Annotated in this window: 15 protein-coding genes; 5 read left to right on the top strand and 10 right to left on the bottom strand. The window is 65.8% G+C overall.

Annotated elements, in window-relative coordinates:
• Nucleotides 1–107: 107 nt before the first annotated feature.
• The 4 genes from metW to aguB all read right to left on the bottom strand — a co-directional run bounded on the left by metW (nucleotide 108) and on the right by aguB (nucleotide 3,228).
• Nucleotides 108–707 carry a methionine biosynthesis protein MetW gene (gene metW, locus ACLBWL_RS01640; protein ID WP_447789655.1) on the bottom strand — a complete coding sequence of 200 codons (600 nt, stop codon included), beginning with the start codon at nucleotides 705–707 and terminating at the stop codon, nucleotides 108–110.
• Nucleotides 704–1,138, bottom strand: coding sequence for a GNAT family N-acetyltransferase (locus ACLBWL_RS01635; protein WP_447789653.1), 435 nt, complete (start codon nucleotides 1,136–1,138; stop codon nucleotides 704–706). The genes metW and ACLBWL_RS01635 overlap by 4 nt, the downstream gene beginning before the upstream one ends.
• On the bottom strand, nucleotides 1,135–2,274 hold the full coding sequence (gene metX, locus ACLBWL_RS01630) for a homoserine O-acetyltransferase MetX (RefSeq protein ID WP_447789651.1): 1,140 nt from the start codon (nucleotides 2,272–2,274) through the stop codon (nucleotides 1,135–1,137). The genes ACLBWL_RS01635 and metX overlap by 4 nt, the downstream gene beginning before the upstream one ends.
• A gap of 93 nt (nucleotides 2,275–2,367) precedes the next feature.
• Nucleotides 2,368–3,228, bottom strand: a complete 861-nt coding sequence (gene aguB / locus ACLBWL_RS01625) for an N-carbamoylputrescine amidase (protein ID WP_447789649.1) — start codon at nucleotides 3,226–3,228, stop codon at nucleotides 2,368–2,370.
• Between the two features lie 175 nt (nucleotides 3,229–3,403).
• Between aguB and ung the strand changes: the two genes are divergently transcribed.
• The 4 genes from ung to ACLBWL_RS01605 all read left to right on the top strand — a co-directional run bounded on the left by ung (nucleotide 3,404) and on the right by ACLBWL_RS01605 (nucleotide 6,052).
• The gene (gene ung / locus ACLBWL_RS01620; protein ID WP_447789647.1) at nucleotides 3,404–4,099 is read left to right on the top strand and encodes a uracil-DNA glycosylase; all 696 of its coding nucleotides are present in this window, start codon (nucleotides 3,404–3,406) and stop codon (nucleotides 4,097–4,099) included.
• Nucleotides 4,096–4,395, top strand: coding sequence for an alkylphosphonate utilization protein (locus tag ACLBWL_RS01615; protein ID WP_447789645.1), 300 nt, complete (start codon nucleotides 4,096–4,098; stop codon nucleotides 4,393–4,395). Before ung ends, ACLBWL_RS01615 begins: the two co-directional genes overlap by 4 nt.
• Before the next feature lie 426 nt (nucleotides 4,396–4,821).
• Nucleotides 4,822–5,709, top strand: coding sequence for a hypothetical protein (locus tag ACLBWL_RS01610; protein ID WP_447789643.1), 888 nt, complete (start codon nucleotides 4,822–4,824; stop codon nucleotides 5,707–5,709).
• 16 nt (nucleotides 5,710–5,725) lie between these two features.
• On the top strand, nucleotides 5,726–6,052 hold the full coding sequence (locus ACLBWL_RS01605; RefSeq protein WP_447789641.1) for a hypothetical protein: 327 nt from the start codon (nucleotides 5,726–5,728) through the stop codon (nucleotides 6,050–6,052).
• Nucleotides 6,053–6,086: 34 nt separating this feature from the next.
• Here the strand turns inward: ACLBWL_RS01605 and thiC are convergent, their stop codons facing one another.
• The 5 genes from thiC to ACLBWL_RS01580 all read right to left on the bottom strand — a co-directional run bounded on the left by thiC (nucleotide 6,087) and on the right by ACLBWL_RS01580 (nucleotide 12,103).
• Nucleotides 6,087–8,000, bottom strand: a complete 1,914-nt coding sequence (gene thiC / locus ACLBWL_RS01600; protein ID WP_447789639.1) for a phosphomethylpyrimidine synthase ThiC — start codon at nucleotides 7,998–8,000, stop codon at nucleotides 6,087–6,089.
• A gap of 271 nt (nucleotides 8,001–8,271) precedes the next feature.
• Nucleotides 8,272–9,345: a ferritin-like domain-containing protein gene (locus ACLBWL_RS01595; RefSeq protein WP_447789637.1), complete on the bottom strand. Its 1,074-nt coding sequence runs from the start codon at nucleotides 9,343–9,345 to the stop codon at nucleotides 8,272–8,274.
• Between the two features lie 51 nt (nucleotides 9,346–9,396).
• Nucleotides 9,397–10,416 carry a ferritin-like domain-containing protein gene (locus ACLBWL_RS01590; protein ID WP_447789635.1) on the bottom strand — a complete coding sequence of 340 codons (1,020 nt, stop codon included), beginning with the start codon at nucleotides 10,414–10,416 and terminating at the stop codon, nucleotides 9,397–9,399.
• Nucleotides 10,417–10,624: 208 nt separating this feature from the next.
• Nucleotides 10,625–11,488, bottom strand: coding sequence for a MipA/OmpV family protein (locus tag ACLBWL_RS01585; protein WP_447789633.1), 864 nt, complete (start codon nucleotides 11,486–11,488; stop codon nucleotides 10,625–10,627).
• A 69-nt stretch (nucleotides 11,489–11,557) separates the two neighbouring features.
• Nucleotides 11,558–12,103, bottom strand: a complete 546-nt coding sequence (locus ACLBWL_RS01580; RefSeq protein WP_447789631.1) for a DUF2141 domain-containing protein — start codon at nucleotides 12,101–12,103, stop codon at nucleotides 11,558–11,560.
• A 425-nt stretch (nucleotides 12,104–12,528) separates the two neighbouring features.
• Between ACLBWL_RS01580 and ACLBWL_RS01575 the strand changes: the two genes are divergently transcribed.
• A complete protein-coding gene (locus tag ACLBWL_RS01575) occupies nucleotides 12,529–12,705 on the top strand; it encodes a hypothetical protein (RefSeq protein ID WP_447789629.1) in 177 nt (58 codons plus the stop codon).
• Here ACLBWL_RS01575 and ACLBWL_RS01570 read toward each other — a convergent pair.
• Nucleotides 12,689–13,273: a GNAT family N-acetyltransferase gene (locus tag ACLBWL_RS01570; RefSeq protein ID WP_447789627.1), complete on the bottom strand. Its 585-nt coding sequence runs from the start codon at nucleotides 13,271–13,273 to the stop codon at nucleotides 12,689–12,691. The two genes, ACLBWL_RS01575 and ACLBWL_RS01570, sit on opposite strands and share 17 nt — an antisense overlap.
• Nucleotides 13,274–13,364: the final 91 nt, after the last annotated feature.

Genomic DNA, 13,364 nt, shown 5'->3' with positions numbered 1-13,364 from the left:
AAGTAACCAGTCGTGTGACGATCGGTTCCGAAATTTACATGATCGACATCAATACATCGCCCCAATGTGGCACGATTGTCACGTGGGCCTACCGGCACAGTGGGTTCTCATCGGCGCAGCAGGAAAACCGCATGCTCGGCGAGCAGGTTCGCCGCCGCCGCGCCGGTGCGCTTTTCGCCCGACAGGAACCATGCATCCTCGACAATGATGCCGCGCGCTTTCACGAAGCTGCGGAAATCGTCGATCGTGACGTGGTGGATGTTGGGCGTGTCGTACCAGCTCTCGGGCAGTTGCCGCGTCACCGGCATCCGCCCGCCCCACAGCAGCGACAGCCGCACGCGCCAGTGCGCGAAATTGGGGAAGCTGACGAACGCGCGACGACCGATCCGCAGCAGGTGATCGAGCACGAGATCGGGCGCGCGCGCGGTCTGCAGCGTCTGGCTCAGGATCGCGTAGTCGAAGCTGGCGTCGGGATAGCCGGCAAGGTCGATGTCCGCATCGCCCTGAATCACCGACAGACCGCGCGCGACCGCCGAGGCGACGTTGTGCGCGTCGATCTCCAGCCCGCGCGCGTCGACGTCGCGGGTATCGCGCAAGGCCGCCATCAGCGCGCCATCGCCACAGCCGATATCGAGCACCCGGCTGCCTTGCGCGACGTTCTCGGCGATCACCGCGAGGTCGGTTCGCAATGTTTCGGGGGGCGTCATGGCGCGGTCCGTAATTGCTCGGCGAGGCCCGGTGCGAGCCGCTCCATGTAGCGATCGGCCCGCACCAGCGGATGGAAGCCGAGATCCGCATAGACGCCGTGTGCGTCGGCGGTGACGAGGCCGATCCGCCGCAGCCCTGCGAACGACCGGTGCTCCAGGAACCAGCTTACCATCCGGCGCCCCAGCCCCTGCCCCCGCACCGACTCCTCGACCCAGACGTCCGCGAGCCATGCAAAGGTCGCATGATCGGTGATCATCCGCGCGAACCCGACCTGAGCGTCGTCCTGATACGCTCCGAGACAATGCGACCCGGCGATCGCGCGTTCGACCAGCGAGCGCTCGATGCCCGGCGACCAATAGCTGCTCGCCAGCCAGGCGTGGATGCGGTCGACCTGCAACCGGTCCGCGTCATCCGAAAGGAGGATCGTCATCGCCCCGCCCTTAGGAAGCCGTCGACCACCCGGTTGAGATCGGGCGCCTCCAACAGGAACGCGTCATGGCCGTACGGGCTCGACAGCTCGACGAAACTGACCGGTGCGCCGGCCGCGTTCAAGGCCTGGACGATCGCGCGCGACTCGGCGGTCGGGTACAGCCAGTCGGTGTCGAAGCTGACGAGGCAGAACCGCGCCTTGGTCGCGCGGAACGCGTTGGCGAGCAGCCCGCCATGCTCCTCCGCCAGATCGAAATAATCCATCGCCCGCGTGATGTAGAGATACGAGTTCGCATCGAACCGGTCGGTGAACGCCAGTCCCTGGTGCCGCAGATAGCTCTCGACCTGAAAATCCGCGTCGAACCCGAACGACTTCGCGTCGCGCGCCTGCAGCCGCCGCCCGAATTTCTCGGTCAGCCCGGCTTCCGACAGATACGTGATGTGCGCCGCCATCCGCGCGACCGCGAGCCCGGCGGTCGGTGCGTTGTCATCGTGATACTCACCCCCTCGCCAGTTCGGATCGGCCATCACCGCCTGCCGCCCGACCTCGTGGAACGCGATGTTCTGCGCGGTGTGCCGCGCGGTCGAGGCGATCACGACGCACGCCTTCACGCGGTCGGGAAAGGTCGCGGGCCAACTCAGCGCCTGCATGCCCCCCATCGATCCGCCGACCACCGCGTGCAGCACGCCCACGCCGAGATGATCGAGCAGCATCGCCTGCGCGCGCACCATGTCGCGGATCGTGATGACCGGAAAGCCCATCGCCCAGGGCCGCCCGGTCGCCGGGTTGATCGTCGCGGGCCCCGACGAGCCCATGCAACTGCCCAGCACGTTCGCGCACACGACGAAGTGCCGCGCAGGATCGATCGGCTTCCCCGCGCCGACCATCCGCGTCCACCAGCCGGGCTTGCCGGTGCGCGGGTGGTGCGACGCGACATGCTGGTCGCCGGTCAGCGCATGGCAGATCAGGATGGCATTCGACGCGTCGGCGTTGAGCGTGCCATAGGTCTCGTAGGCGATGTCCACGGGCGACAACAGCACGCCGCCGTCGAGCAGCAACGGCCCCGGCAATGTAACGCGCCGCGCGAGGCCGAAGCGGCTGTCGGTCGTATGGTCGATGGCAGGCGTGTCGAGCATGCCGCGCGCTACCATAAGCTTCGGCAGTCATGCCAGCGCAGTGGTGCGCTGCATTCTCGATCCTCCCCCGCCAGGAGGGGGGATCAGACGCTTTTAAACGTCCTGGACCAGCCGGCCGTACAGGTCGGGACGGCGATCGCGGAAGAAGCCGAACGCGGCGCGGTGGCGCTTGACGATGTCGAGGTCGATCGTCGCGGTGATCACGCCTTCGTCCTCGCGGCCGAGTTCCGCCAAAATGTCCCCGCGCTCGTCGGCGATGAAGCTGGTGCCGTAAAAGGTCTGGCCGTGCTCGACGCCGACGCGGTTGGCGGCCACGATAGGCACGACGTTGCTGACCGCGTGGCCGACCATCGCGCGGCGCCACAGCCGCGCGGTGTCGAGCGAGGTGTCGTGCGGCTCGCTGCCGATCGCGGTGGGGTAGAACAATATCTCCGCGCCCATCAGCATCATCGCGCGCGCCGTCTCCGGGTACCATTGGTCCCAGCAGACGCCGACGCCAAGCTTGACCGCCCTAGACTCGGCGGCGTGCGGCCAGACCTTAAAGCCGGTGTTGCCGGGACGGAAGTAGAACTTCTCTTCATAGCCGGGGCCGTCGGGGATGTGGCTCTTGCGGTAGACGCCCTGCACGTTGCCGTCGGGGCCGATCATCGCGAGGCTGTTGTAATGGTGCGGGCCGTCCGCCTCGAAGAAGCTGGTCGGGATGGTGACCTTGAGCGCCTCGGCGAGCGCCTGCATCGCGAGCACTGCCTTGTGTTCGCCGACGGGAGCGGCGTTGGCGAAGAGGGCTTCGTCCTCGACGCGGCAGAAATACTCGCCTTCGAACAGCTCGGGCGGCAGGATCACCTGCGCGCCCTTCGCGGCGGCCTCGTGGACCAGGCGCGATACGTTGGCGATGTTGCGGTCGATGTTGGGTGTGAAGCCCAGTTGCAGCGCGGCGACGGTGATTGCGGTCATGACGGCGCATATACGGCGACGCGCCATGGAGTGCGAGCCTTCTTGCTGTTCCCCCGCGGAGGCGGGGGTCCGGGGTTGCGGGCGGTATCGTCTGTGATCCCGGGCCCCCGCCTTCGCGGGGGAACGAGGGGGGCGATTGACACTCCCCTGCCCTGTCCGACATGCGGCGGGGATAATGACCCCGACCCTCCCCGCAAGCTGGCAGCGGCTCCAAGCCGAGTTCGAGGCGCCGTACATGCGGGCGCTCGATGCTTTTCTGGAAACCGAGCGAGCTTCGGGGGCGCGAATCTTTCCGGACGAGGCGGACAGGTTTCGAGCGCTGGAGTTGACGCCGCTCGATCAAGTCCGGTGCGTAATCCTGGGGCAGGATCCGTATCATGGCCAGGGGCAGGCGCATGGGCTGAGCTTTTCGGTCCGCAAGGGCGTGCGGACGCCGCCGAGCCTGGTAAACATCTACAAGGAGCTGGAGGCGGATCTTGGCATCCCGCGCGCGTCTCATGGCACGCTCGATCATTGGGCCGCACAAGGCGTGCTGTTGCTCAACGCGGTGCTGAGCGTTCGGATGGGGGAGGCCGCGTCGCACCAGAAGCGCGGGTGGGAGCGGTTTACCGACGCCGTCATAGCTGCGGTGAACGCGCAGGACAAACCGGTCGTGTTCCTGCTGTGGGGGGCGTATGCGCAGAAGAAGGCGGCGTTAGTCGATGACGTGACGGCCGGCGGGAAGCACCTCGTAATCCAGTCGGCGCACCCGTCGCCACTGGCGGCACGAACCGGGTTCTTCGGATCGCGGCCGTTCAGCCGGGCCAATGCCTTTCTCGAAACCCATGGGCGCGCGCCGATCGACTGGGCGTTGCCGGAGACCGACCGATGAGCGACGACTATGTCTATGACGAGGCGACCGGGGAGTGGGTTGCGGGCGGTGCGGCGACGACTGTGGCGGCGGATGACGGCGCGGTCGTGGTGCGGGACTCGGTCGGCAACGTGCTGGCGGACGGCGACCAGGTGACGCTCATCAAGGACCTGACCGTGAAGGGCGCGGGGCAGACCCTCAAGCGCGGGACGCTAATCAAGTCGATCCGATTGACCGGCGACGCGCAGGAGATCGACTGCCGCTACGAGGGCATCAAGGGGTTGGTGCTGCGCGCGGAGTTCGTCCGGAAGCGGTGAGACAGAGTCCATCACGGACATCATGACAATGATGATGATACGATCTGTCGTATTCGCGATTCGTATTTGACGAGCGATCATAAATGCCAAGACTTGGTTCAATTCGCTCTAAGCACTGCGCGGATTAGTCAGCATGATGCCGCAGTAGTAGCCTACACCAAGCAGTACACTATCATATTTCAATACCGAATCGGACCAATCTCTCCACTGCATTGCCTTGCCATTGCAGAGGTATCAGGCGCCTAATAGATCTGCGGTGCAGGATCCTAGAGTTCTTATCCAGACACGCCCGCATGGGAAGCCGCGCAATATCCGGTGTCGAGAGATCCAGCCGGATAACATCGCACGGCGTTTTGGAGAGGGAGCAAGATCGTCATGCTGCGTATAGAAATCGACATGTTTTCCGGCCGGCCAAACCCGGTTTGGATGATCACAGAAGACGAGGACGTGAAACGGGTGCTTGGCCTGGCCGGTGAAGCGCGGGGTGCAGTCGCGAAACCCGGCGAAGGCTATACCGGACTGGGGTTCCGCGAAGTCCGCATCGCGACGATCATGGACGACGCCGCCGCCGTCCGTGGGCTCGCGACCCCGTTCGCGCTCGGATCGTCGGGCGCGAGCGACTCCAAGGTCAGTGGCGAGATCGCGCGAAAGCTGATCGAGACGATGCCGATCCGCTCCGAGGTCCGCCTGCTCGAACATGCGCTCACCCCGCTCGATGCCAAGCTGCGCGACGTCGCGCTCGAATGGATGGAGTTGACCGCGCGCATGCCGAAGCCGTCGCCATCGCCCGCGCCGCCGCCGCCCGCGCCGCCCAAGCCCGGATCGAACCCGTTGATCAGCACGATCCACGATCCGAAATGCGACAAATGCGAATATGAGGTCAGCAAGTTCAATCCCGCATTCTGGAACACCAGCGCGACCCAGCCCCACAACAATTGCTACAATTACGCGCGGAACTGGCGCACCAACACGTTCGCGCAGCCGGGGCGGGCGCATGGTGCGATGACCTCGACGATGGCGTGCAACACCGTCACCACCGCCGCGATGGCCGACGGTCTGAGGCATCGCTGCGAATGCTTGCCGGCCAGCCAGTTTCCGCGTCGTCTGATGGCGCTGGTGATCGCGCCAGGCTGGGATTACCACTGGTACCGGCATCAGCGCGAGGGTTTCTGGGGTCACAAGCCGGGCGGCACCGCAGCGCGCAACTTCGACAGCAACGGCGTCGTGATCACCAATCCGGAAACCTGCGCGCGCGGCCCGTACACAAATTTCTGCAGTTACTTCTATGCCGGCAAGTCGGTCGTCATCAACTAACCCTATATCGCCCACCATGCGCGTCGAGCTCGACATCTTCAGCGGCCGGCCAAACCCGGTCTGGGAGCTCGACGTGCAGGGTATTCGGACCTTGGTGACGCGATTGGCTTCGCTCAGCGAGCAAGCGCGACGTGCCGTCGATCTACCGGATCTCGGCTATCGTGGTTTCGTCTTTCATTCCGAAACACACGCGGGCCGGGCCTATCGCGGCCTTATCGACACGAACGGTGCGACCTTGCGCGATCCGACGTTCGAGGTCGAACGGCTTCTGGTGGCGCATCTGCCGGATGCGTGGCACGACGTGCGAGCAGTCGTCGAGCGCATCTTGCTCGACGGCGCGTGAGCGCGGGGAATACCATGGCCCCGCAGGCTCCGCCTTATTCCGCCGGCAGGTAGATTTCGCCGCCTTTCTCGCGAAAGCGCTCACTCATGTCAGCCATGCCCTTTTCGACGTCGGCGTGAGAGCCCTGGGCGAATATCGCTCGGCTCGTGTCGGTTTGATCGACGTCCGCCGCGAGGAACGTATCCGCCGGCGCGTTCTGCTTGGCGGCAAAGTCCCGCACCTCCTGCGTGATCTTCATCGAGCAGAATTTCGGCCCGCACATCGAGCAGAAATGGGCGGTCTTGGCGCCTTCGGCGGGGAGCGTCTGGTCATGGTAGGATTCCGCCGTCTCCGGGTCGAGGGAGAGGTTGAACTGGTCTCTCCAGCGGAACTCGAAGCGCGCGCGGGACAGCGCGTCGTCGCGCATCTGGGCGGCGGGGTGTCCCTTTGCCAAGTCGGCGGCGTGGGCGGCGAGTTTGTAGGTTACGACGCCCACCTTTACGTCGTCGCGGTCGGGGAGGCCTAGATGCTCCTTCGGCGTGACGTAGCAGAGCATCGCGGTGCCGTACCAGCCGATCATCGCGGCGCCGATGCCGCTGGTGATGTGGTCGTAGCCGGGGGCTATGTCCGTCGTCAGCGGCCCTAACGTGTAGAAGGGGGCTTCGCCGCAGACTTCGAGCTGCTTGTCCATGTTCTCCTTGATCTTGTGCATCGGCACGTGGCCGGGGCCTTCGATCATGACCTGGACGTCGCTCTTCCACGCGCGGCGGGTGAGTTCGCCTAGCGTGTAGAGTTCGCTGAACTGCGCTTCGTCGTTGGCGTCGGCGATGCTGCCGGGGCGCAGGCCGTCGCCGAGGCTGTAGGCGATGTCGTACGCCTTCATGATCTCGGTGATCTCGTCGAAGCGCTCGTAGAGGAAGCTCTCCTTGTGGTGGCTGAGGCACCATTTCGCCATGATCGAGCCGCCGCGCGAGACGATGCCGGTGACGCGTTTCGCGGTCATCGGGATGTAGGCGAGGCGCACGCCGGCGTGGATCGTGAAGTAGTCGACGCCCTGTTCGGCCTGCTCGATCAGCGTGTCGCGGAAGATCTCCCAGGTGAGGTCCTCGGCGACGCCGCCGACCTTTTCGAGCGCCTGGTAGATCGGGACGGTGCCGATCGGGACCGGCGAGTTGCGGAGGATCCATTCGCGGGTGTCGTGGATGTTCCGGCCGGTGCTGAGGTCCATCACCGTGTCGGCGCCCCAGCGGATCGACCAGACGAGCTTGTCGACTTCGGCGGCGACGTTGCTGGCGACCGCGCTGTTGCCGATGTTGGCGTTGATCTTGACGAGGAAGTTGCGGCCGATCGCCATCGGTTCGGATTCGGGGTGGTTGATGTTGTTGGGGATGATCGCGCGGCCGCGGGCGATCTCGTCGCGGACGAATTCGGGGGTTACGAAGTCGGGGATCTGCGCGCCGAAGCTTTCGCCGTCTCGAACGTAGTCTTTCAGCATGGCGCGGCCGAGGTTTTCTCGGGTGGCGACGTATTCCATTTCGGGGGTGATGATGCCGCGGCGGGCGTAGTGCATCTGGCTGACGTTCTGGCCCGCCTTCGCACGCAAGGGCCGCTTGATGCTGCCGGGGAACTGGGGGACGCCGCCGGAACGGTCGGGGCCGAGCTGGCCGTTGTCTTCGGGGCGGAGTTCGCGGGCTTCGTAGGATTCCACGTCGCCTCGGGCTTCGATCCAGGCTCGGCGGAGCTGGGGGAGGCCGGCGTTGATGTCGATTTGCGCGCGTGGGTCGGTGTAGGGGCCGCTGGTGTCGTAGACGCGTAACGGAGGTTCGGAGCAGCTTGAGTCGAGGACGATTTCGCGCATGGCGACGCGGACGTCGGGGCTGGTCGGGACCGCGACGTGGATTTTGCGCGAGCCTCGGATCGGGCCTGTAGTTACGCCGATGTCGGTAGTGGGTTGCGTCTCGATGGCCATGCGCTTGCTCCTACGGGTGTCGGAGCAAGGATTGCGGTTCTGTGGCGACCGCTCCCTCCCTCCGCCGGTATCAACCGGATCAGGTTCAGCGGGTCGAAGGCTCCTGCCTTCCTCTCAAGCGCGGATAGGGTCCCACCGAAGTATAGCTTGATGGGAACCCGGCAGCGCTCCCCCGGGGTGACGCGAGCATACGGGGCTTGAAGGGCGGCGCAAACGAAAAAGGGCCGCGCGGTCGCCCGCACGGCCCCTTTTCAGTCGGCGCGAGGCCCGATCAGAACGCGCCGCTGCTCCGGAGCGCATCGGTGCGGTTGTTGGTCCCGTTGGGGAAGAAGCCGCCGCCGATCTTCGCGGTGTTGGTCAGGTAGGCGATGTTGTGCACCTGCGCGACCGACCGGCTATAGGCCAGGCCGTTGGCGTCGGTGGGCACGATGTTCGACACCGTAGGATCCGACCCGGTGATGCCCTGGTCGTCGTCGCCGATCACGCCAGTCGTCGCGTTGGTGACGGTGCCGTCGAGGCTGTCGCGTGCGTCGCTGATCTTGTTGGCGGCGGTGATCAGCGCCGGGATCGGGTTCGGCGTCTGCAGACCCTTGCGGTACAGGATCGTGCGGATCAGGCCGGCATGATAGGCCTCGGCGGCGAGGATGCCGGCGGCCGCCTCGAGATAGGTCTTGTTGCTGATCAGCGGGGCCGCGCCCTTGTAGGCCGAGACGCCGACGTCCTCGAAGATATACGCGCCGAGCAGGAAGCTGTTGTCGTCGGCATAGGGGTCGAACACGCCGGTGTTCGCATCGACGACGCCGGCTGCGCGGGCCGCGAGGCTGAAGGCGCCGGGTGCCGCCGCGGTGCCGCCCGAGATGTCGAGCGTCGGCTGCGCGACCGCCGAGGACCCGAGCGCGCTGCGCAGGAAGGCGACGTGCGCGACTTCGTCGATCGCGATTTCACGCGCATATTCGCGGACGACCGTATCCTGGAACGCGACCTGGCGCGGGAAGCCGACACCGCCAGTGCCGAGGCCGACCGTGCCCTGCGTGCCGGTGCCGGTCAGCAGGGTGGGGCTGAGGCCGACGCCGAACGCGGCATAGGCGTAGAACTGCGCCTCGAGGTATTCGAGGTTCAGCGCGAAGTTCAAGACGTCGACGTCGGTGACGCTGGACGACGGGGTGGGAGTCGGCGCGGGCGTCGGCGTCACGCTGTTGTTGTCGTCGCCACCACAGGCGGCAAGCAGCGAGGCGCCGCCGATCGCGACCGCACTGCCGCCGGCGAACCGGAGGAAGCTGCGGCGCTCGTTACGGCGGGTCTCGATCGCGTCGAAGATCGCGAGATTGGTCTTGATGTCGGTCATTGGGTTCATCCCCTGAATAGCGAAGAAGGCAAAAGAGCTAAGCTGAGCGGATCAGCTGGCTGCGATGCTCGTCTTGATGTTGCCGTTCATGCCCGACGGGTAGAACCCGCCCGCCGACGCCGCACCACTGTTGAGGTACACGATGTTGAGCACCTGGCTGGCCGAGCGGCTGTAGGCGATGCCGTTGATGTCGAGCGGCACGATGTTCGACGTGGTGACCGCGACCTGCGCCGATGCGAGGTTGGCGGGCGTCTGGCTGTAGGGCGAGATGCCCTGGTCGAGATCGCCGGCGCCGAACATCACCGTGTTCGCGCCACCGCCGTCGAGGCTGTCGCGCGCCTTCGAGATCGCATCGGCCGAGGTGCGCAACGACGGCGTCGCGATACCCTTGCCGTACAGCGTCGTGCGGACGATCGCGGCGTGATACGCCTCGACCGCGAGCAGACCGGCGGCGGCCTCGAGATACGCCTTGCTGGTGAGCAGCGGGGCGGCGCCCTTGTACGCGGTCACGCCGACGTCCTCGAAGATGAACGCGCCGAGCAGGAACGCCTCGTCCGAGGCATAGGGATCGAACGCGGTGCCGGCGGGGACGAGCCCGGCGGCCTGCGCGGCGGTGGAGAAGGCGCTGGTCGGCGAGACGCTGACGTCGATCGCGGGCTGCGCGACGGCGGCGTTGCCAAGCGCGGTGCGGAGGAACTTGACGTGCGCGATCTCGTCCTGCGCGATCTCACGCGCATATTGCTGGACGATCGGATCGGTGAAGGTGACCTGACGACCGCCGCGCACCGCGCCCTGCGTACCCGTGCCCGACAACAGGCTGTTGTCGAGACCGGTGCCGTAGGCGGCGTAGGAGTAGAATTGCGCCTCGAGATATTCGAGGTTCAGCGCGAAGTTCAGGACATCCGCATCGGTGATCGTCTGCGCCGACGCCGAGCTCGAGAAGGACAGCGCGGTCGCGCCGGCGGCGGTGATCGCAGCCGCGCCGAGCGCGTTCTTGAAAAAATCCCGTCGCTCGCTGCGGCGTTCCGCGCGGGCGTCGAGGGCTTCGATCAGGTGCACGCTCTCGGTCATGGCAGGGTCCTCCCCTTTTGGTTGATACAGTCGCGTATCGTATTGTTTTTATTCACCTAATTGCAATGTGCTACCGTTTTAAAAACATCGTTACAAGAGGTGATCCGGGCCCAGATACGCACGAAAAACCCGCCCGGATGCGCCGGGCGGGTGATTTATTCGGAAAATTTGGCGCCCCTGCCAATACAGGCGAGCGGCCGTATCGCGCTTAGAAGGTGTAGGTCAGACCAACCGCGCCGATCCACTGATCCGCCGATCCGACATCGGCGACGATCGGGCTGTCCTTGTACTTGCCGAGCATGCGACCGTAGACCACACCCGCGCCGACGCCGAGACCGTGACGCAGGTCGCCCGACAGGCTCTGCACGACGAACGCCGATGCGTTGACCTGACGGAAACCGCTGTCGTTCACGTCATAGGTGCGCAGGCCGCTGGCGAGCGTGCCGATCGGCGTTACCGACGCATAGGTACGGCCAAAGCCCTTGCCGGCATAATCCGCCGACATGCCGATCGCGACCAGCGTGCGGACCGACAGCGGTGTGGTATAGTTCACCTGCGGCGTGACGACATAGCTGTCATAGGTGCCCGACACGTCGTGGACATAGGCGACGCGCGCGGTGAGCGTGTCATAGTCGCTGGTGATGACGCCGGTCTTGCCGACGCCGACGAAACCGCCGATTTCGTAGGCGGTGTCGATCTTGCCGAGCGCGCGGACCTGACGGTTGTCGACCTTGCCGGTACGATCGGTACGAATCGCGCCGATGACGCCGACTTCGTAGTTGATGCCGACCTCGCCCGTGTTCGGGATCAGGTTGACGTAGAGCTGCGTGCCGCGGGTGAAGAAATCATGGCCGCGGACCGTGCCGACGATCGCACCGGCAGGCGTGAAGACGTTCTTGTCGGCACCCTGGTAATCGGGGAGCGACGCGACGCCGACGGCGACCGTGACGCGATTGTTGTCGGCAGGATTGGTGATCGGCGGCGACGGATTGGGATCGGTCTGGGCCAACGCTGGGGTGGCGGTCGCGAGTACCGCGGCTGCGGCAGACAGAAACAGGGTGAATGCGCGCAAGGACGTGCTCCGGACAAAAAGGTTCCACGGCGGAACGCCGGGAACTCAGATTCGGTCCGTCACGATCGGTCAGAAGATGTAACGCATTTTCACCTGTTGCATATCGGCATCACCGGCCAGCGTGAACTGCGCCGCCGAAAAGCGCGGCGGACCGAACCGCACGGCGGCGTTGCGCGAGAAGCCATAGCCTTCGCGCGGAATGCCGGCGATGGTGTCGAGCTTGGCGTTGTTGTTCTCGTCGTGGATGATCGCGAGCGCGTAGGCGCGCTGCGGCAGGCCGGGGAAACTGGTGGTGCGGACGCTGGCGGGGATCGACCGGGTGAGCGCATCGGCGTCGTCGACGCAGGCGGGGAAGTTCTTGGGGTCGGCGGTGAGACAGATCCGTATCGTCCCCTTCGACGAGCGCAGGTTGTCGACTTCGACGTCGAGCCGGGTGACCGGCGCGGTCGCCGCCAGCATCATCCACACCGCCCCGATGCCGGCCGCGCCGCAGAGCCGCCGGGCTGTCGGATGCGCCGAGGGGGTAGCGAGCGCGCTTGCCACGCCACTCGTGGGTGGTGCGGCGCCGATCGCAGGTTCGGAAATATTGGCCATGTTCGTACCCGTATCGTTCATGATGTCGCCGGTGGCGACCGACCGTTATCGGCCATGCCTCCCCTGCTCTCCACCACATGAACCGCGGGAAAACCTCCCGCACCGCATGCCCTGTGATTGCCCCACCCCTTAGCCGTCGCAAGCGCCATCACCAAACCGGGTGCGACGACAGGGATCGGAATCGCGGGGACCAGTAGCGGAATTATCACAGCGGGGGTCTGTGGCGGTCCTTGGGGCGGCTGATCCTGGTGGCGGCGGCGGCGTGCGATCGTCGGATACGCGGCGTTCGCCGGGTGACGGATCCGGGTTTCGGCGCGACGGTGGCGAAGTCTTCGCGACCGCAAGTAAGCGCGGTCTCCGGGGTCGCACATAGGCTCTAGGCAGTGCGAAGAAACCTGATAGCTTCTTCGATAGAGCAGGACGACCTGCCAATCGGAGAGTGATGCATGGCAAACCATAGCGACGTCGCACCTGGCGCTACCCGCGATCATAAGGGGCTGATCTACGCGATCACCGGCGGGATCCTGGCGGTGGGGATCTTGTTGATGGCGTTCTACGACCGGGACGGCGATCCGGTGCCGCTCGCATCGGCACAGAAGCCGGTCGTTACTGCGCAGCGTTGATCGCAGCGGGGATCGCGGCGGAGATCGCGGCGGGCCCCTCGGCAGTGATCTCGGGCGCCGCACGGTCGAAGATCAGGATCGGGGCGTCGCGGTAAGTGCCGGTCGTGCGCAGGCGGTAGCCGAGCCGCTCGGCGAGGCGGATCGAGGGGGCGTTGTCGGGGTCGATGATGCAGGTCGTCGCGGGGATCCGCGCGTCGGTCCATTGCAGGATCGCGGCGAGCGCTTCCGACGCATAGCCCTGGCCTTGTGCCTCCCCGGTCAGGGTCCAGCCGACTTCGGGCGTCGCGTCGATTGAGGGCGCGATCGCGCGGCGGGCTTCGATGAGGCCGAGTTCGCCGATCAGGCGGCCGGTCGCGGTATCGCGCGCGATCCAGCTGCCGTAGCCGAACACCGTCCACTGGCCGATCGAGCGGAGCAGGCGGATCCACACGTCCTCGCGCGACCGCGGCTGGCCGCCGATCATCGCGTAGACGCGCGGGTCGGTCCACATCGCGGCGCAGTCGTCGAGGTCGGTGGCGGCGTGGCCGGTCAGCGTCAGGCGGGCGGTGGTGAGCGTGGGGGCGGACATCGGGGGAGTGTAGGGCGGATTTGGCGGCGGGTGTACCTTTGGCGGGCGCGCCCCCTGCTGGAGATGAGTATCAAGGTTGGGCAAAGACCCT

It is taken from the genome of Sphingomonas sp. M1A8_2b (assembly GCF_053345535.1).
The sequence above is the reverse complement of the archived record's forward strand: the minus strand, read 5'-3'. Positions and strand labels throughout refer to the sequence as shown.